Origin of the sequence: Leifsonia poae (assembly GCF_027921845.1) — a bacterium.
GTDB lineage: Bacteria > Actinomycetota > Actinomycetes > Actinomycetales > Microbacteriaceae > Leifsonia > Leifsonia poae.
In genome coordinates, this window is the sequence record NZ_BSEN01000003.1 from 37,640 (window position 1) to 56,355 (window position 18,716).

Below are 18,716 nucleotides of genomic sequence, written 5' to 3' on the forward strand. Positions count from 1 at the left end.
GTCAGGAACGTGCGAACAACCCGGCCAGCTCCGCTTCGGTCGCCTGCGCCGCCGTGCCGCCGCCACCGCGCACCGACAGCGATCCCGCCGCCGCGGCCCAGCGCAGCCGCTCGTCCTCGGTCGCCACCTCGCGCACCAGCGCCGCCAGGTATCCGGCGTCGAAGCTGTCGCCGGCGCCGGTCGTGTCGACGACGTCCACCACCAGACCGGATGCCCGCCCGACGGCCTCACCGCGCTCGAAGGCGATCCCGCCCTCTGCGCCGGCCTTCACGACGACCCGGCAGCCGAGCGCGGAGAGCCGGGCTCCCGCGTCCTCGAAGGACCCAGTGCCGACCTGGCCCGCGACCGCCCCGACCGCACCGACCGCTGCACCGACCGCCAGAGCCTCCTCGGCGTTGGGCAGGAAGACGCTCACCAGCGGCAGCACCTCGTCGAGCCCGGTCCACGCCTCGGCCGGGTCCCAGTTCGTGTCGAGGCTGATCGTCACCCCGCGGGCACGGAGCCAGCCGAAAAGCTCCGCCATCCGCGACGCAAGTGACGGCTGCAGGAAGTACGAGGCGACGTGCACGTGACGCGGAGCCAACCGCTCGACGGCGTCGCGCACGGCGTCGACGGTCAGGCTCGGGATCGTTCCCGGCAGGGTGAGGATCGCGCGGTCGTGCGGCTCGGAGAGGATCACCGACAGGCCGGTCGGCATGCCGTCCGAGACGGTGACCGCTGATGTGTCCACTCCCCGCTCATCGAGGCGGTCGAGCACGAAGCGGCCGAACTGGTCGGCGCCCACGACCGCGGCGAGCGCCGTGCGCACTCCGAGCCGGGCGAGCCCACACGCCACGATCGCCGCGCTGCCACCGAGCAGCAGGTCCGCCCCGTCGAGCAGCTGCTCCACCTGGCCGAACCGGGGAACGGTGTCGCCGGTCAGCAGCAGGTCGGGGTTCGCGTCCCCGACCACCAGCACCTCGATCCCGCTCATCCCTTGAGGCCGGAGAAGGTCATGGTCGCGATGAACTGCCGCTGCGCGAAGAGGAAGAACAGGATGAGCGGCAGCGTCGCGATGACGTTGCCCGCCATAATCAGGCTCCAGTCCGTCTGGTGCGCACCCTGGAAGTTCGCGATGCCGAGCTGCAGCGTGAACGACTGCTGGTTGTTGATCGCGATGAGCGGCCAGACGAGGTCGTTCCAGGCGCCCAGCAGCGTGAAGATCGCGAGCGTCGCCAGGGCCGGCCGCGCCAGCGGCAGCACGATGCGGAAGAAGATCTGCCACCGGTTGCAGCCGTCGATCGCCCCGGCCTCTTCGAGCTCCGCCGGCAGCGACAGGAAGAACTGCCGCATCAGGAAGATCCCGAAGGCCGTCGCCAGCCACGGCACGATCGCCGCTCCGAGCCCGTTGAGCAGCCCGAGGGTCGCGAACAGGATGTAGGTGGGGATCATCAGCAGCTGGGTGGGGATCATGATGGTCGCCAGGATCATCAGGAACCCGAAGTTGCGGCCGGCGAACTTCAACCGGGCGAAGCCGTATCCGGCCAGCGAGCACAGCACCAGGTTCGAGATGATCGCGGTTCCGGAGACGAGCACAGTGTTGCCCAGCCAGAGCAGGATGTCGGTCGTGCCGAACAGCTTCACGTAGCCGTCGATCGTGAAGTGCGACGGGATGAACGGGGGCGGGAACGCGACCAGTTCCTTCGCCGGCGAGAACGACGCGAGCGCCATCTGCACGAAGGGCACGAGGAACAGGATCGCGATCGGGAACAGCACGAAGTGCCAGCCGCTCAGCTTCCGCTTGCGGTGACCGGGCTCGGCGCCGACGCGGGCGGCCACCTCGAGGGACGACGACGAGACCTCGTCGAATACCGTGGTCATCAGAACGCCTCCGAACCCTTACGCCGCGAGTAGAGCACGACGAAGATGGTGATGAGCAGGGTCGCGGCGAACAGCACATAGGCCGCCGCCGAGCCGTAGCCGAACTGCAGCGAGCGGAACGCCTTCTCGTACAGGAAGTACACGATCGTCTTGGTCGCATCCAGCGGGCCGCCGCGGGTCGTCGTGTAGACGAGGTCGAAGAGCTGGATCGCCTGGATGGTCTGCCAGATCGTCACGAACACGGTCACGGGCGCGAGCTGCGGCCAGACGATGCGCCAGAACGTCTGCCACGGGTTCGCGCCGTCGATCCTGGCGGCCTCGATCAGGTCGGACGGCACATCCTGAAGGGCGGCCAGATAGATCACGGTCGTGAAGGCCGCCGATCCCCACAGCGACATGATCGCGATCACCAGCATCGCCTGATGCGGGTCGTCGAGCCAGCCCTGCTGCGGCAGGTGCAGCACGCGCAGCACGTTGTTCACGAGCCCGAACTGCGGGCTGAACAGGTAGGTCGAGAGGATGCCCGTCGACGCCGCCGACGCGACGAACGGCACGAAGATCGCGGTGCGGTAGAACCCCATCCACCGGATGCGCCGGTTCAGCGCCACCGCGAGGAAGAGCCCGAGCAGCACGGAGGCCGGCACGAACAGCACGGTGTAGCCGAGTGTGTTCCGCACCGCGTTCCAGAAGTCGGCGTCGGTCACCAGCGCCGCGTAGTTGGCGCCTCCGACGAACGTGGGCTGGCTGAAGCCGTCCCAGGTCTGCAACGACAGGATGAACGCCCACACCGCCGGGAAGATCGACAGACCCAGGATGATGACGGTCGCCGGAGCGACGAACCCCCATCCGGTCAGTGCCGACTTCAGCCCCTGCCGGCGCCGGACGCGACGCGCGCGCGTCGCATCCGGTGCCGTGTCGTGCCCGACCGTGGGGGCGGCGGTGTCTGCCATCAGGATGTTCCCGCCCACGCCTACTTGCTCATCTGGGAGTCGGCGGCCGACGCGGCCTTGTCGAGGGCGGCCTGGGGCTCGCCCTGGCCCTGGAGCACCGACGAGATGGCCTTGCCGATCTCGACGGAGAGCGCTGCGTAGCCCTTCGTGGTCGGTCGCGTCTCCTTGACGTTCTGCGAGTTGGCGACGAAGACGTCGTAGCCGGGGTAGGCGGCGGATTCCTTCTTGACCGCGTCGGAGGTCGCCTCCGACGAACGCAGCGGGAGGTTGCCGACGGCGACGTTGAAGCGCTCGTCCTGCTCCGCCGAGGTCAGCCACTGGGCGAACTGGGTGGTCCAGTATGCACGGTTGGCGTCCTTGTGGTCGAACAGCGCCCAGATGTCGGGCCCGGAGACCGTCTGGTGGTCGCCGTCCGTGCCGGGGAGCTGGACGACGCCGTACTTGGTGCCGCCGATCTTCAGGTCGGAGAGCTGCCACGGGCCGGAGGTGATCATGCCGATGCGGTTGCTGACGAACAGCTGGCCGAACTTCGTGTCCGTCTGGTCGAGGTAGACGCTCTTGTCGTCGACGGCCATGGACCGGAGGAAGCTCAGGGCGTCATCGCCGGCCGGGGAGGCGAACTCCGCCTTGGTGCCGTCGCTCGACAGGATCTTGCCGCCGTTCTGCCACAGGTGCGGCCAGAACTGCCAGGTCGTCTCCTCGCTGCCGGAGACCGAGTAGCCGTAGCCGTAGATGTGGTTGGCCGAATCGGTGAGCTTCTTGGCCGCAGCGCGGAAGTCGTCCCAGGTCCAGTCCTTGGTCGGATACGCGAGGCCCGCCTTGTCGAACAGGGTCTTGTTGTAGAGGAGGCCGATGTTGTCGACGACCGCCGGGAACCCGATGACCTTCTTGCCCGTCGGCTGCGCCGTTCCGCGCGCCGCCGCGGTGAACTCATCCCACTTCACAGCGGGCTTCTTCACGTCGCTCGAGATATCGAGCGTGCGGCCGGATGCTTCGAGCTGGCCCGCCCAGGAACCGAACGCGTACGACATGTCCGGGTACTGGTTGCCCGCGAAGCCGGCAGAGAGCTTCTGCAGCAGCTGATCGGTCGACGAGGCGCCGGGCGACAGGTCGACGGTGACGTTGGGATGCGCCTTCTCGAACTCCTTCGCGAGGCCCTCGATCGCGGTCTGAGCGGCGTCGACCTGGCCCGACCACACCTCGATCTTGACCTTGGCTTTGGTGTCGAGGGTCGTCGAGCCCTGCGAGCCGCTGCAGCCTGCGAGGGCGACAGCGACGCTGGCGACGGCGATCAGGCCGGTGAGGCGGATAGCTCGCCTGGCCTTCGTGCTGGTGCGGAGCGGGAATGACATCTTCGGTTCCTCTCTCGGTGCTGTGAAGGCTCGGGGTCAGCTGAGGACGATCGAGCGGGTGAGGTTGCGCGGGGAGTCGGGATCGAGTCCGCGCAGTTCTGCGATGGCGACGGCCAGACGCTGCGCATCCGCCAGCTCGACGAGGGGGTCGCCGACGCCCGAGACGACCGTCGCCCCTGTCGACTCGATGTCGGCGACGAGGCTGCGCTCGACGCGCCCGATGATCCAGACGAGCGAACGGCTGTCGGCGACGGCGAGCGGGCCGTGGCGGTAGTCGAGCAGCGGGTACGACTCGGCCCAGGCCTGAGCGGCCTCGCGGATCTTCAGTGCCGCCTCCTGTGCGAGACCGTAGGTCCAGCCGCTTCCGAGGTAGACGAAGTGCGAGAACGCGGCGACGTCGATGTCGAGCGGGCGACCGAGCGCCTTCTCCGCCTCGTCGGGGAGCGCGCTGACGTCTTCTCCGAAGGCGGCACGCGCCAGCAGGAGGAACGTGGTGGGGAAGCGCGTCTGCACGACCGATTCCTCGTCGGCGAAGTCGAGCAGGAGCACGTCGTCGGCACGGTCGGCCAGCGGCGAATCGGCGACACCCGTCACCACGATCGTGCGCACGCCCGCCGGAACGCGGTCGAGCGCGTCGATCGCCTCGGTCGTCGTGCCGGAACGGCTGAGGACGATCACAGCGTCGTAGTTGCGCCAGGGCCAGGGCTCGGAGGCGTAGGCGGCATCGGTCTCACCGAAACCGGCGGACTCCCGCAGGGCGGCGAACGACTCGGCGACGAAGGCCGAGGTGCCGCAGCCGAGCACGAGGATCCGGGAGCCCGGCAGGGTGAGCAGCGCGGTGGCACGCTCAGAGTGGCCGGCGAGGGCCTCCCGCCAGATCGCAGGCTGACTGGTGATTTCGCGGGAGGTCAATGTCACGAGTGGGTACTCCTGTGGGTCGGTCCATGAGGCGCGCTGCTCTGCGCATTGGACTTATCATTGGCGCACAATGAGCGTTTGACAACGAAAATGTCCAGATCGCTCACTCTAGGTGATCGTTTGTTACAGAGAGGTTTCGGATGCCCCACCCCGACTGGTCCCGACTCGCGGAACTCCGCCTGGCCGATTGGGCGCCGCGCAGTCAGCTGCGCGCCGCGCAGAGCGCCGTCGACCGACCCGCTTCGCCCGTCGTCGACGTGCACAATCATCTCGGCCGCTGGCTCAACGACGGCGAATGGCTGATCGACGACGTGCCGGCCCTGGTGGCGATGATGGACGACTGCGGTGTCGAGACCATCGTGAACCTCGACGGCCTGTGGGACGACGAGGTCACGGCCAACGTCGAACGCTACGACCGCGCGCATCCCGGCCGGTTCGTCACGTTCTGCCAGCTCGACTGGGCGCGGCTCGCCGAGCCGGATGGCGTCGGCGCCCTCCGCGCATCGCTCGACGACAGCGTCGCCAGGGGCGCACGCGGTGTCAAGGTGTGGAAGAGCCTCGGGCTCATGGTGCGCGACGCCGACGGAGCCCTGATCTCCCCCGACGACGACCGCGTCATCGAGGTGCTGCGTCACGCCGGGGAGCTCGGGTTGCCGGTGCTGATCCACACCGCCGACCCGATCGCTTTCTTCGAGCCCGCCGACCGCCACAACGAGCGCCTCGACGAGCTCGCCGAGGTGCCGGACTGGTGGTTCGGCGACCGGGAACGCCATCCGTCGTTCGACGCCCTGCTCGACGCCCATGCGGCGCTGGTGCTCGCCTGCCCGGGAACGACCTTCATCGGCGCGCACGCCGGATGCGCCGCCGAAGACCTCGACCGGGTCGCGAAGCTGCTCGACGTGGCCCCGAACTACACGATCGACACGGCCGGCCGCATGGCCGAGCTCGGACGCCAGCCGCGCCGCTTCGCCCGGCTGGTGGCCGAGCATCCGGAGCAGGTGCTGTTCGGCACGGACATCTACCCGGCGAGCGCCGAGCAGTACCGGCTGCACTACCGGTTCTTCGAGACGGCCGACGAGGGCTTCTCGTACGACACGGAGAGCGAGATCCCCGGACAGGGACGGTGGGCGGTGTCGGCGCTCGCGCTCGATCCCGCGCTGCTCACGGGGGTGTACGCCGCGAACGCCCGCCGCGTGCTCGGGCTCTAGGCCGGGGCACACGGCGGGCGTCAGACGTCGGTGCCGGGCACCGGTCGTCAGCGGACGGCGTTCTCCAGCGTGCCGCCGAGAGCGACAGGGAGCAGCGCTGCGTGAGCGGCGGTGAGCTCGTCGCAGAGGTCCCAGATCTGCTGCGGCGTCAGCGTCGAGCTCGCGTTCGGGTCGGTCAGCACGGCCTGCCGCACGCGGGCGGGGTCGCCCGTCCTGGCCGCCTCGACGGCGAGCTCGGCGACCGACAGGTACGTGCGGTTGAGCGCGGCGCCCTGGCTCGGGATCGCCCCGAAGACCTCGGGATGCACACCCGACGCATCCACCGTCGCGGGGACCTCGACGACCGCGCCCTCCGGCAGGTTCGAGATCAGGCCGTGATTGACGACGTTCGCGTGGATGGTGCGCGGCGTGCCGGTGAGGATCGAGTGGATGACCTGGGGTGCGTACTCCGCCGCTCCCTCCTCGAGCTCCAGCGCCTCGCCTGCCGCGAGGGCGACCTTGGCGTGCTCGAACTCGGCTACGTTCTCCTCCGAGATGCCGATGTACTCCAGCGGACGCAGCCGGTACTTCTCGATCTGCTCGTCGGAGCGCAGGAACCACGAGAGGTACTCGGCGGAGTGCTCGCTGGTCTCGGTCGGGTAGAAGCCGATGCGGGAGAAGATCTCGACGCGAACGCGTCGCTGCAGCTCCGGGTCGTTGCGGATCGCCTCGCGTAGTCGCGGATACAGGTCCTCTCCGTCGCGGGACCACTCGACGAGCCACGACTGGTGGTTCACGCCGGCCGCTCGGTAGTGCGTTCCTTCGACCGGAACGCCGATCAGCGCGCACAGGTCGTGCACGGTCCAGTAGACGCTGTGGCACAGGCCGACGGTCTTGATCTGCGGCGCCACCTGCGACATCCACCACACGTTCATCGCCATCGGGTTGGTGTAGTTGAGGAACCACGCGTCGGGGCAGAGCTCGAGCATGTCGGCCGCGATGCCGGAGAGCACGGGGAAGGTGCGCAGCGCGCGGAACACGCCGCCGACGCCCGTGGTGTCGCCGATCGTCTGGCGGAGCCCTGCTGCGGCAGGGACCTCGAGGTCGACCCTGGTCGCGTCGATGCCGCCGACCTGGATCATGTTGATCACGAAGTCGGCGCCGGCCAGCGCGTCGCGCCGGTCGAGTGCGGTCACGATCTCAGCGGTGCGGCCGAAGCGCGCCGCCACCTGCTCGGCCGTGCCGCGGGCGACCTCGAGTCGCTCGGCGTTGATGTCGTGCAGGACGATGCGCAGCGGGGGCAGGTCGTCGAAGCGGAAGAGGTCGGCGAGCAGCTGGCGGGTGAACACGACGCTTCCCGCGCCGACGAAAACAATCTGAGGCATGGAGCGATCATGCGATAGTGTGTCGATTCCGCGCAACAGAATGAGCGAATCGCAGATAAAGTGATCATATCGACTGATCGATTTGCGGTTACTGGGGATGAAAGGACGTCGCATGGTCGCCACGGCCACCGAAACGCTGATCGCTCGTGTCACCTCCGGCCGTCGCGCCCAGCGCATGGTCGAGATCCTCGATCTCATCTCGGAGCACGGCTCGATCAGCCTCGCCGACCTCTCGGCACGACTCGGGATCTCGGCGGCCACCGCACGGCGCGACCTCTCCGACCTCGCCGACCAGAACCTGATCCTGCGCACGCACGGCGGGGCATCCGCTGTCGACCGAGGCCGTGAGATCCCGGTCGCCCTGCGGGACACCCGCTTCCAGGACGCCAAGCGCGCCATCGCCCGCGCGATGGTCGAACGCCTGCCCGCCGAGCGCTACGTCGTCGCGCTGAGCGGCGGCACCACCACGGCCAGCGTCGCCCGCGAGCTCGCTCACCACCACGACATCGCCGTCGTCACCAACTCGCTGTCGATCGCCGGCCTGCTCTCCGGTTACGCCGGAGTGCGCGTCGTGATGACCGGCGGATTCCTGCGCCCGCAGTCCCTCGAACTCGTCGGCGCCCTGGCCGAGAGCACCTTCAACGCCGTCAACGTCGGCACGGCCATCCTGGGCGCTGACGGCATCAGCGCCGCGGCCGGCGTCACCACGCACGACGAGACCGAGGCGCGCACGAACCATGCGATGGTCGCGAAGGCGCAGCGCACGGTCGTCGTGGCCGACGGCTCCAAGGTCGGACGCGTCGCCCTGGCCCAGAACGCGGGGATCGACCAGGTGGCGATGCTCATCACCGACAGCTCGGCCGACCCGGACGAGCTCGACCGCCTGCGCGCGGTCGGCGTCGAGGTCGTCGTGGCCGACGCGCCGGCGTCCGCCTGACGGCCGGACGGCGTGACGGCCTGACCGCCTGCCGGCCTGAACACGGAGNGGCGCACCGGTCGGTGCGCCGCCTCCTTTGTTCGTGCGCCGGGGTCAGCGGAGAGCGGGCTCCAGCGCGCGGTCGCGCGTGGGCTCCTCGGCGCGCGTGGGCTCGAGCTCGAGCGCGACCTCGCTCTCGGCGAAGGGCGACTCGGGCGTGGTGACGATCTCCTCGGCGGCCGACGTGCGGCGCGGACGCGCGATCAGCATCGCCACTCCGGTGACGATCACGGCCCCGAACGCCAGCAGACCCGCAGTGAGGAAGCCCTCGGTGTAGCCGGACTCCGCCGGGAGCCCGCTGGGCTCGGTCGCGCCGGTGACCATGGCGGTCATCAGGGCCGCCCCGATGGCGGAACCGATCGTGCGGAGGTTGGCGTTCATCCCGGTCGCGATGCCCGTCTGGGTGGGCGGAACGCTCTGGACGACGACGCTCGTGATCGCGGCATAGACGAGGCCGAGGCCGATCCCGAACACGCCGGCGGCGACGGTCACCTGCACCAGGGTCGCGTGGAACAGCGCCATCGAGATGCTCGAGAGCCCCATCACCGCGGCCGCGTAGACGATCTGACTGCGGAACCCGAGCCAGCGCGACAACGGCCCACTGGCGAATCCGGTCACCGCCATCGTCACGAGCATCGGCAGCAGCAGCAGACCCGACTCGGAGACGGAGGCCCCCAGACCGTATCCACTCGCCGTGGGCGTCTGAACGAACCGCGGGAAGAACGCGAACACCGCGAACATCGCGGCGCCGACGAACACAGCCGCGGCGTTCATCGACCACACGGCGGGCAGACGCATCATGCGCATGTCGACGAGAGGACTGTGCGAGCGGAGCTCCACGATCACCCACGCGGCGAGCAGCAGCACGGCCAGGACGAACAGCCCGATCACGCCCGGCGATCCCCATCCCCACTGGTTGCCGGTGCTCAGCGGGAGCAGCAGGGCGACGAGCCAGCTGGAGAGCAGCACGGCCGACCACGGGTTGATGCCGCCGGGAGCGCGGGTGCGCGACTCGGGGATGAAGATGCGGGCCAGGATGGCGCCGGTGACGGTGAAGACGACAGGCACGAGGAACAGCCCTCGCCAGCCGAGCACGTCGGCGAGCGGTCCCGCGAGTACGGTGCCGATGCCGCTGCCGATCGCGATGATGGATGCGAGCGCGCCGATGGCGGAGGCGAGGCGGTTCGACGGGAGCTCGTCGCGAGCGATCCCGAACGCGAGCGGGAACATCGCCCCGCCCAGGCCCTGGATGATGCGGGCGCCGATCAGGCTGCCGATCGTGGGCGAGAAGGCGGCGATGACGCTGCCGATGGCGACGGCGGCGAGCGCGAGGATCAGGATGCGGCGCTTGCCGACCATGTCACCGACCCGGCCGAGCAGCGGGGTGGCGACGGCGGCCGAGATCAGCCAGGCGGTCATGGTCCAGGTGGCGCCGGCGGTGGTGGTGCCGAGGTCGGACTGGATCACCGGGAGCACCGGGACGACGAGAGATTGCAGAGTGGCGAAGGAGCCGACACTCAACGCCAGGATGGCGAAGGTGAGGCCGGGACGGGATCGAGACATGTGAGGTATCCGTTCCTCGAAAAAAGGGTGTTCACCGACGGAATGTCGGCTAGAATGGAGGGAGGCTCCGATCGGAGGTTGCCTCCGCTTACTAGATCAGCGTAGCGGAGGGTGCCTCCGGTAATCAAGTTTTTCGTGGAGGTTTTTTTGGGCACCGCCGAACAGACGAGCGCCGGCACCGAGACCGGTACCGTCGCCGGTACCGTCGCCACTGCAACGGTCACGCGTCCGCAGCGGGCGGATGCGCGTCGCAACTTCGACGCGCTCCTCGCCGCCGCGCGCGACGGGTTCGCCGCGAACGGCACCAGCGCCTCCCTGGAGGAGATCGCCCGCCAGGCGGGGGTCGGCATCGGCACGCTCTACCGCAACTTCCCTACGCGCGACGCCCTCGTCGAGGCGGTCTACGTCGACGAAGTCGAATCGGTAGTGCGCGCGGCATCCGAGGCGGCATCCCTGGAGCCGTGGGACGCGTTCGACACCTGGCTGCACCGCTTCATCACCTACGTCGGCACCAAGAAGGCGCTCGTCGACGGCCTCAACAAGGACTCACCCGTTCTGCTCACCTGCCGCACGTCGCTGTACTCGGCCGGGGAACCGCTGCTCAAGCGCGCGCAGGCCGCCGGGGTCGTGCGCGAGGACACGGAGATCGGCGACGTGGTGCGGATGATCTCGGGCATCGCGAGCGTCGCATTCGACGACGACGCACAGCGCGACCGCGTGATCGACCTGGCGGTCGACGGCCTGCGCCCGGTGCGGCGCTAGGCGCTGCGCGCCGCCGCCCGCTGCGCTCTGCGCTCTGCGCACAACTCCGGAACTCCATCCCGACACGCCGCCGACTCCCGCATAACTCCGGAACTCACGGGCGGATAGGCCTCAACCTTCCGGAGTTGTCATCCCGCCCGACGACCATCCCCGCTCCGCGACCCCGGGAGCCGCAGTCGGCCCGACGGCCATCCCCGCTCCGCGACCCCGGAGCCGCAGTCGGCCCGACGGCCATCCCCGCTCCGCGACCCCGGGAGCCGCAGTCGACCTGACGGCCATCCCCGTTCCACAATTCCGGAACTCCGTCCCGACACGCCGCCTTCGCCTGCATAGCTCCGGAACTCCGGCGCGGACAGACCTCAACACTCCGGAGTTGTGATTCCGCCCGACGGCCATGCCCGTTCCGTAATTCCGGAACCCTTGTCCGACACGCCACGCGCCCCCGCATAACTCCGGAACCCCGGCGCGGACAGGCTCCAACCTTCCGGAGTTGCGGTTCGGGCTGACGACCATCCCCGCTCCGTTGTAGCCGTCAAGCCGGAGTTCTGATCCGCCCGACGACCATCCCGCCCCGTAACTCCGGAACTCCGTCCCGACACACCGCGCGCTCCCGCATAACTCCGGAACTCCAGCGCGGATGGGCCTCCGACGTCCGGAGTTATGCGAGCCGGGCGGCAGACGCGCAGCCGGGCGCGGCAGACGCGCGCGGACGCGCGGACGCGAGCGCGCGCAGACGCGAGCGCGCTCAGACGATGCGGCCGACCGAAGCGAGCGCCGACTTGAGCAGCACGCCGCGTCCGCCCTCCATCTCTTCGGAGATGCTGGGTGACACGGCCTCTTCCGGCAGCATCCAGGTGAGTTCGAGTGCGTCCTGTCGGGGCTCGCAGGTGCCGGTGACCGGCACGACGTAAGCGAGTGAGACAGCATGCTGCCGATCGTCCGTGAACGGGGTGACGCCCGGCATGGGGAAGTACTCGGCGACCGAGAAGGGCACCGGGCTGGCGGGCAGCTGCGGGAACGCCATCGGCCCGAGGTCCTTCTCGAGGTGCCGGAAAAGCGCCTCGCGCAGCGTCTCGCCGTACATCACGCGGCCGGAGACGAGCGTTCGCGTCATCTCGCCGACGGCGTTGGCGCGCAGCAGCACTCCGACCTCGGTGACCTGGCCGAGCCCGTCGACCCGCACCGGCACGGCCTCCACGTACAGCAGAGGCAGCCGGCGGCGTACCTCTTCGAGCTCGATGTCGCTCAGCCAGGCGGGCCCCGGCTGCGGGCCGTCGGGCAGCGGGTCGGGAGTGGGGTCCGGGGTGCGCACGCTCATGCACTGATCCTACGGAACGTCCGGCGCCAGGGGTGCGTGCATCCGGAACTGTGGAAAACCTGGTGAAGAGACTGAATGTGAGGGACGGCGGACGACGAGGCGAGAGAATGGAGCCTTCGCTCGCCGTCAGCCAGGAGTCCGCGTGTCCCTCCCCTCGCCCGACCTCACCATCGACCGCGACGCCGTGCTCTGGTCCGCCTCGGAACGCGACCGCGCCGGCCGGCCACTGCTGGTGCTGATGCACGGGTACGCCTCCGACGAGGCCGACCTCTTCGGGATCTCCGCATACCTGCCGCTCGAGCCGGTCATCGCATCCGTTCGGGCGCCGATCCCCGAGGGGCCGGGCTTCGCCTGGTTCTCGCGGTTCACGAATGTGCCCGGCGATCCGATGGCCTCCAACGCCGACGCTGCCGCCCGCGCGGTGCTCGACTGGCTCGACGAGCAGCCGCCCACGCCGACGGGCCTTCTCGGATTCTCACAGGGCGGCGCGATGGCGCTGCAACTGCTGCGGCTCGCACCGGAACGCTTCGACTACGCGGTGCAGCTGTCGGGATTCGCCGTGCAGGGAGAGCAGCCGGGGGATGCGGCACTCGCCGAGCGACGCACTCCGGTGTTCTGGGGGCGCGGAACGCTGGACGAGGTGATCGGCGCGGCGGCGGTGGCGCGCACGGCCGAGTGGCTCCCGGACCACGCCGCACTGGATGCCCGCATCTACGAGGGCATGGGGCATGCGATATCGTCCCGCGAGCTGGCCGACATCTCGGCCTTCATCCGCGCTCAGCTCCCCCGCTGACCGGATGCCCGACCTTTCGCCGCGCACCCGCAGCCGCCCTCGCGAGTGTCGGTGGTCGGGGGGAGGATAGAAGGATGAGCGACGTGCTCGACCGGTTCTCCCCTGCGACCCGTGAGTGGTTCAGCGGGGCCTTCGCCGCGCCGACGCCCGCTCAGGTCGGGGCCTGGGACGCCATCTCCCGCGGCCGCCACGCGCTGGTCATCGCGCCGACCGGCTCCGGCAAGACTCTCGCGTCGTTCCTGTGGGCGATCGATCGTCTCGCGGCCCGCGTCAAGCAGCCGGATGAGGCGCCGGGGACGCGCGTGCTCTACATCTCGCCGCTGAAGGCGCTCGGCGTCGACGTCGAACGCAACCTGCGCGCCCCGCTCGTCGGTGTGACCCAGACCGCGAAGCGCCTCGGCGCCGAGCCGCCCCACGTCACGGTCGGCGTGCGCTCCGGCGACACCCCGTCCGCCGACCGCCGCGCCCTGGTGAAGACTCCGCCCGACATCCTGATCACGACGCCGGAGTCGCTGTTCCTGATGCTGACGTCGGCCGCGCGCGAGACCCTGGCGACCGTCGAGACCGTGATCGTCGACGAGGTGCACGCCGTCGCCGCCACCAAGCGGGGCGCCCACCTCGCCCTCTCGCTCGAGCGGCTGGATGCGATGCTCCCGCAGCCCGCGCAGCGCATCGGACTCTCCGCCACCGTGCGGCCCCCGGAGGAGGTGGCGCGCTTCCTCGGCGGGCGGTCGCCCGTCGAGGTCGTCTCGCCGCCGTCCGGCAAGCGGTTCGACCTGCGGGTCGTGGTGCCCGTGGAAGACATGAGCGAGCTCGGCACCTCGACCTTCGCGAGCGGCAACGACGACGGGTCGCCGCCTCAGGCGGGATCGATCTGGCCGCACGTCGAGGAGGCGATCGTCGATCGCGTGCTCGAGCACCGGTCGTCCATCGTGTTCGCGAACTCGCGCCGCCTGGCCGAACGCCTCACCGCGCGCTTCAACGAGATCTACGAGGAGCGCATCCTCGGCGGCGACTCGTTCGTCCCCCGCGACGACGACGGCAGCCCCTTCGAGCACGACACGACGGACGGTCCCGCCGGCGCGCAAGGAACGCCGGCAGCGCACGGAGCACAAGCAGCAACGCGGCCCGCCCAGAAGCGCGCCCCCGCCGAGATGCTCGGCGCCTCCGGCCAGACCCGCGGCTCCCGCGAGGCGATCACGGACGACCCGGATTCTCTCGTGCTGGCCAGGGCCCACCACGGCTCGGTGAGCAAGGAGCAGCGGGCGCTCATCGAAGACGACCTCAAGTCGGGCCGGCTGCGCTGCGTCGTCGCCACGTCGAGCCTCGAACTCGGCATCGACATGGGCGCGGTCGACCTGGTCGTTCAGGTCGAGGCACCACCGTCGGTCGCGAGCGGGCTGCAGCGCGTCGGTCGCGCCGGCCATCAGGTGGGCGAGGTCTCCCGCGGCATCGTGTTCCCCAAGCACCGGGCGGACCTCATCCACTCGGCGGTCGCGAGCGAGCGGATGACCTCCGGCATGATCGAGACGCTGCGCGTGCCGACGAATCCGCTCGACATCCTGGCCCAGCAGACGGTCGCCGCCACCGCGCTCGAGCCGATCGACGCCGACGACTGGTTCGACACGGTGCGCCGGAGCGCGCCGTTCGCCACCCTCCCGCGCAGCGCCTACGACGCCACCCTCGACCTGCTCGCCGGCCGCTACCCCTCCGACGAGTTCGCCGAGCTGCGTCCGCGCGTCGTGTGGGATCGCGACACGGGCACCATCACCGGACGCCCGGGGGCGCAACGCCTGGCGGTCACGAGTGGCGGCACGATTCCCGACCGCGGGATGTTCGGCGTCTACATGGTCGGCGAGAAGGCGAGCAGGGTCGGCGAGCTCGACGAGGAGATGGTGTACGAGTCGCGGGTCGGCGATGTCTTCGCCCTCGGCTCGACCAGCTGGCGCATCCAGGAGATCACCCACGACCGCGTGCTCGTGACGCCCGCGTTCGGCGAGCCGGGACGCCTGCCGTTCTGGAAGGGCGATGGGCTGGGCCGCCCCGCCGAACTCGGCCGTGCGGTCGGCGCGTTCATCCGCGAGGTGAGCTCCGCCTCCGAGACGGATGCCGAACTGCGCTGCGTCGAGGCCGGCCTCGACCAGTGGGCGACCGGCAACCTCCTGGCCTTCCTTGCCGAGCAGCGCACGGCGACGGGGCATGTCCCGACCGACCGCACGCTCGTCGTCGAACGGTTCCGCGACGAGCTCGGCGACTGGCGCGTGGTGTTGCATTCCCCGTTCGGCATGCAGGTGCATTCGCCGTGGGCGCTGGCGGTTCAGGCGCGCGTGCGCGAGAAGTACGGCATCGACGGCGGAGCGATGGCGGCCGACGACGGCATCATCGTGCGCATCCCCGACACGGAGTCGCAGCCGCCGGGAGCCGAGCTGTTCGTGTTCGACCCGAACGAACTCGACGCTCTCGTCACCGACGAGGTCGGCGGGTCGGCGCTCTTCGCCGCGCGATTCCGCGAGTGCGCCGCCCGCGCCCTGCTGCTGCCCAAGTACAACCCGGGCAAGCGCTCGCCCCTCTGGCAGCAGCGCCAGAAGGCCTCGCAACTGCTGGATGTCGCGCGCAAGTATCCGAGCTTCCCGATCATCCTCGAGACGGTGCGCGAGTGCCTGCAAGACGTGTACGACCTGCCCGCGCTCGACGAGGTGACCCAGCAGATCGCACAGCGGCGCATCCGGCTCGTCGAGGCGAGCACCGAGATGGCGTCACCGTTCGCGCGGTCGCTGCTGTTCGGATATGTCGCTGCGTTCATGTACGAGGGCGACAGTCCTCTCGCCGAACGACGCGCGGCCGCACTCTCGCTCGACGCGGGACTGCTGGCCGAGCTGCTCGGACGCGCCGAGCTGCGCGAGCTGCTCGACCCGGTCGTCATCGAGCGCGTCGAGCTCGAACTCCAGCGCCTGGCGCCCGAGCGCCGGGTGCGGGGCATCGAGGGCGCCGCCGATCTGCTCCGGATGCTCGGGCCGCTGAGCGTCGACGAGGTCGCCGAGCGCCTGCAGGGAGCCACGGAGGACGAGCACGCCACCGCAGCCACAGCCGCGGTCCACCTCAGCGAACTGGTCGACACCAAGCGCGCCCTGCTCGTCACGATCGCGGGCCACGAACGCTATGCCGCCATCGAAGACGCCGCACGACTCCGCGACGCTCTCGGCGTCCCCCTCCCGATCGGTGTGCCGGTGGCCTTCATCGAGCCGGTGGACGACCCGCTCGGCGACCTGGTCAGCCGGTACGCGCGCACCCACGGCCCCTTCGTCACGGCCGACGTCGCCGAGCGGTTCGGGCTCGGCGCCGCGGTCGCCAACGATGCTCTCCGCCGCCTCTCGCACGATCGCCGCGTGGTCGAGGGCGAGTTCCGCCCGCACGCCCACGGCTCCGAATGGTGCGACGCCGAGGTGCTGCGGCGCCTGCGCCGCATGTCGCTCGCCGCCCTCCGCCACGAGGTCGAGCCCGTCGACACCGTCACCTTCGGGCGCTTCCTCCCCGACTGGCAGCACATCGGCGGCACGCTGCGCGGGGTGGATGCGGTCGCCTCGGTCATCGAGCAGCTCTCCGGCACGCGCATCCCCGCCTCCGCATGGGAGTCGCTGGTGCTCCCGAGCCGCGTGAACGATTACAGCCCGGCCATGCTCGACGAGCTGACCGCCACCGGCGAGGTCATCTGGGCGGGCGACGGATCGTTGCCCGGCAACGACGGCTGGGTCAGTCTGCATCTGGCCGAGTCCGCTCCGCTGACTCTCGCGCCGCCGCTCGACGTCGAGACCGACGACCTTCAGCTGCAGGTGCTCGCCGCGCTCAGCCGCGGTGGCGGCTACTTCTTCCGCCAGCTCTCCGACACGCTCGGAGCCGACGCCGGCTCGCCGGTCGACGACACCGCCCTCGTGACGGCGCTCTGGGATCTGGTCTGGGCCGGGCTCATCACGAACGACACCCTGGCCCCGCTCCGCACGCTCACCGGGTCGTCCGCCGCCCACAAGCGGCCCAAGCAGCCGACGCGCGCCCGGATGTACCGTGGCCGCGCCGCCGCCCGCTCGGCGATGGTGACACGGATGGGGCCGCCGACGGTGGCCGGGCGCTGGTCGCTTCTGCCGACCCGTGACCTCGACTCCACGGTGCGGGCGCACGCCACCGCCGAGACCCTGCTCGACCGCTACGGCGTCGTGACCCGCGGGTCGGTGATGAACGAGGGAGTTCCCGGCGGATTCGCCCTCGCGTACAAGGTGCTCAGCGGGTTCGAGGAGACCGGACGCGCCCGACGGGGGTACTTCATCGAGACGCTCGGTGCCGCGCAGTTCGCCACCGGCCCGACCGTCGACCGCCTGCGGTCGTTCGTCGCCGACCACACGCAGGAACCGGATCACGCGGCGATCGCGCTGGCGGCGACCGATCCGGCGAATCCGTACGGAGCCGCCCTGCCGTGGCCCGCTGTCCCCGGCGAGACGGGCACCGGGCACCGACCGGGCCGGAAGGCAGGGGCACTGGTCGTGCTGGTCGACGGCGCGCTCGCGCTCTACGTGGAGCGCGGGGGCAAGAGCATGCTCTGCTTCGTCGACCAGTCCGAGGCATCCGGGACCTCGGGAAACGCCGGGTCGGCCGGGTCCACCGGATCTCCGACCACCCTCGACCTGGAGGCGGCCGCCCGTGCGCTTGCGCGGCTGATCACCGACGGACGCGTCGACAAGCTCGCGGTCGAGACGGTCAACGGTGAGTTCGTGCTCGGCTCGCCGCTCGGCGACGCCCTCGCGCAGGCCGGCTTCCTCGCGACGCCCCGCGGGCTGAGGCTGCGCTGATGCCGGAGGGCGACACCGTCTACCAGTCCGCGCGCCGTCTCGACACGGCGCTGGCCGGCAAGGTGCTCACCGAGACGGACTTCCGCGTGCCCGCGTTCGCCACCGTCGACCTGGCCGGACGCACGGTCGACGAGGTGGTCAGCCGGGGCAAGCACCTGCTCGCGCGGGTCGGCGACATGACGATCCACAGCCATCTCAAGATGGAGGGCTCGTGGGAGCTCTACCGCCCCGGGGCGCACTGGCGGCATCCGGCGCATCAGGCTCGCGTGATCCTGCGCACCGAGGACACGACGGCGGTCGGCTTCCAGCTGGGGCTGCTCGAGGTGATCTCGCGCGACCGCGAGGAGGAGGCGGTCGGCTACCTCGGGCCGGACCTGCTCGGGGCCGACTGGGACGCCGGCGAGGCCGTACGGCGGCTCGCCGAGCATCCGGATGCGCCGATCGCGGTCGCCCTGCTCGACCAGCGCAACCTCGCGGGGCTGGGGAACGAGTACGTCAACGAGCTGTGCTTCCTGCGCGGGATGCTGCCGACCCGGCCCGTGCGCGACGCGGACCTCGCCGCGGCGGTGCGACTCGGGCACCGGATGATCGTGGCCAATCGCGACCGCACGGTGCGCGTGACCACCGGGGACACCCGGCGCGGTCGCACCAGCTGGGTCTACGGGCGCGAGGGCGAGCTGTGCCTGCGCTGCGGCACGCGCATCCAGCGGTCGGAGCTGGGGCGCAACGAACTCGAACTGCGCGTCAGCTACTACTGCCCGCACTGCCAGACGTAGGCGCACCGGCGGAGACGACGATGGCCGCCCCGGAACGG

General features: G+C 70.3%; 14 protein-coding genes. 6 read left to right on the top strand and 8 right to left on the bottom strand.

Annotated features, from left to right (window positions below; translation table 11 throughout):
• Position 1: 1 nt before the first annotated feature.
• Genes PKE84_RS03875 through PKE84_RS03895 form a run of 5 tightly spaced genes read right to left on the bottom strand, consistent with a single transcriptional unit; the run spans position 2 to position 5,080 of the window.
• Complete coding sequence (locus tag PKE84_RS03875) at positions 2-973, bottom strand: carbohydrate kinase family protein (protein WP_271175899.1); 972 nt, start codon at positions 971-973, stop codon at positions 2-4.
• Positions 970-1,860: a carbohydrate ABC transporter permease gene (locus PKE84_RS03880; protein WP_271175900.1), complete on the bottom strand. Its 891-nt coding sequence runs from the start codon at positions 1,858-1,860 to the stop codon at positions 970-972. Before PKE84_RS03880 ends, PKE84_RS03875 begins: the two co-directional genes overlap by 4 nt.
• The gene (locus PKE84_RS03885; RefSeq protein WP_271175901.1) at positions 1,860-2,810 is read right to left on the bottom strand and encodes a carbohydrate ABC transporter permease; all 951 of its coding nucleotides are present in this window, start codon (positions 2,808-2,810) and stop codon (positions 1,860-1,862) included. Before PKE84_RS03885 ends, PKE84_RS03880 begins: the two co-directional genes overlap by 1 nt.
• A 20-nt stretch (positions 2,811-2,830) precedes the next feature.
• On the bottom strand, positions 2,831-4,162 hold the full coding sequence (locus PKE84_RS03890; RefSeq protein WP_271175902.1) for an ABC transporter substrate-binding protein: 1,332 nt from the start codon (positions 4,160-4,162) through the stop codon (positions 2,831-2,833).
• A 36-nt stretch (positions 4,163-4,198) separates the two neighbouring features.
• Complete coding sequence (locus tag PKE84_RS03895; protein ID WP_271175903.1) at positions 4,199-5,080, bottom strand: SIS domain-containing protein; 882 nt, start codon at positions 5,078-5,080, stop codon at positions 4,199-4,201.
• 140 nt (positions 5,081-5,220) lie between these two features.
• Here PKE84_RS03895 and PKE84_RS03900 point away from each other — a divergent pair, with 140 nt between their 5' ends.
• On the top strand, positions 5,221-6,288 hold the full coding sequence (locus PKE84_RS03900; protein ID WP_271175904.1) for an amidohydrolase family protein: 1,068 nt from the start codon (positions 5,221-5,223) through the stop codon (positions 6,286-6,288).
• Between the two features lie 47 nt (positions 6,289-6,335).
• Here PKE84_RS03900 and melA read toward each other — a convergent pair whose 3' ends face one another.
• On the bottom strand, positions 6,336-7,652 hold the full coding sequence (gene melA / locus PKE84_RS03905) for an alpha-galactosidase (RefSeq protein ID WP_271175905.1): 1,317 nt from the start codon (positions 7,650-7,652) through the stop codon (positions 6,336-6,338).
• 112 nt (positions 7,653-7,764) lie between these two features.
• Here melA and PKE84_RS03910 point away from each other — a divergent pair, with 112 nt between their 5' ends.
• On the top strand, positions 7,765-8,589 hold the full coding sequence (locus tag PKE84_RS03910; protein WP_271175906.1) for a DeoR/GlpR family DNA-binding transcription regulator: 825 nt from the start codon (positions 7,765-7,767) through the stop codon (positions 8,587-8,589).
• Positions 8,590-8,682: 93 nt separating this feature from the next.
• Here PKE84_RS03910 and PKE84_RS03915 read toward each other — a convergent pair whose 3' ends face one another.
• Positions 8,683-10,191, bottom strand: coding sequence for an MFS transporter (locus tag PKE84_RS03915; RefSeq protein ID WP_271175907.1), 1,509 nt, complete (start codon positions 10,189-10,191; stop codon positions 8,683-8,685).
• A gap of 147 nt (positions 10,192-10,338) precedes the next feature.
• Here PKE84_RS03915 and PKE84_RS03920 point away from each other — a divergent pair, with 147 nt between their 5' ends.
• On the top strand, positions 10,339-10,953 hold the full coding sequence (locus tag PKE84_RS03920; protein ID WP_271175908.1) for a TetR/AcrR family transcriptional regulator: 615 nt from the start codon (positions 10,339-10,341) through the stop codon (positions 10,951-10,953).
• A gap of 745 nt (positions 10,954-11,698) precedes the next feature.
• Here PKE84_RS03920 and PKE84_RS03925 read toward each other — a convergent pair.
• A complete protein-coding gene (locus PKE84_RS03925; RefSeq protein ID WP_271175909.1) occupies positions 11,699-12,271 on the bottom strand; it encodes an NUDIX hydrolase family protein in 573 nt (190 codons plus the stop codon).
• Positions 12,272-12,413: 142 nt separating this feature from the next.
• On the opposite strand from PKE84_RS03925, the gene PKE84_RS03930 reads away from it, so the two are divergent.
• From PKE84_RS03930 to PKE84_RS03940, 3 genes are all read left to right on the top strand, one after another.
• Positions 12,414-13,064 (top strand): alpha/beta hydrolase, encoded by a 651-nt coding sequence (locus PKE84_RS03930; RefSeq protein ID WP_271175910.1) that lies wholly within the window; start codon positions 12,414-12,416, stop codon positions 13,062-13,064.
• Between the two features lie 74 nt (positions 13,065-13,138).
• Entirely contained in the window at positions 13,139-17,902 is a 4,764-nt protein-coding gene (locus tag PKE84_RS03935) for an ATP-dependent helicase (protein ID WP_271175911.1), read from the top strand.
• On the top strand, positions 17,902-18,678 hold the full coding sequence (locus tag PKE84_RS03940; protein ID WP_271175912.1) for a DNA-formamidopyrimidine glycosylase family protein: 777 nt from the start codon (positions 17,902-17,904) through the stop codon (positions 18,676-18,678). Before PKE84_RS03935 ends, PKE84_RS03940 begins: the two co-directional genes overlap by 1 nt.
• The last annotated feature ends 38 nt before the right edge of the window (positions 18,679-18,716 follow it).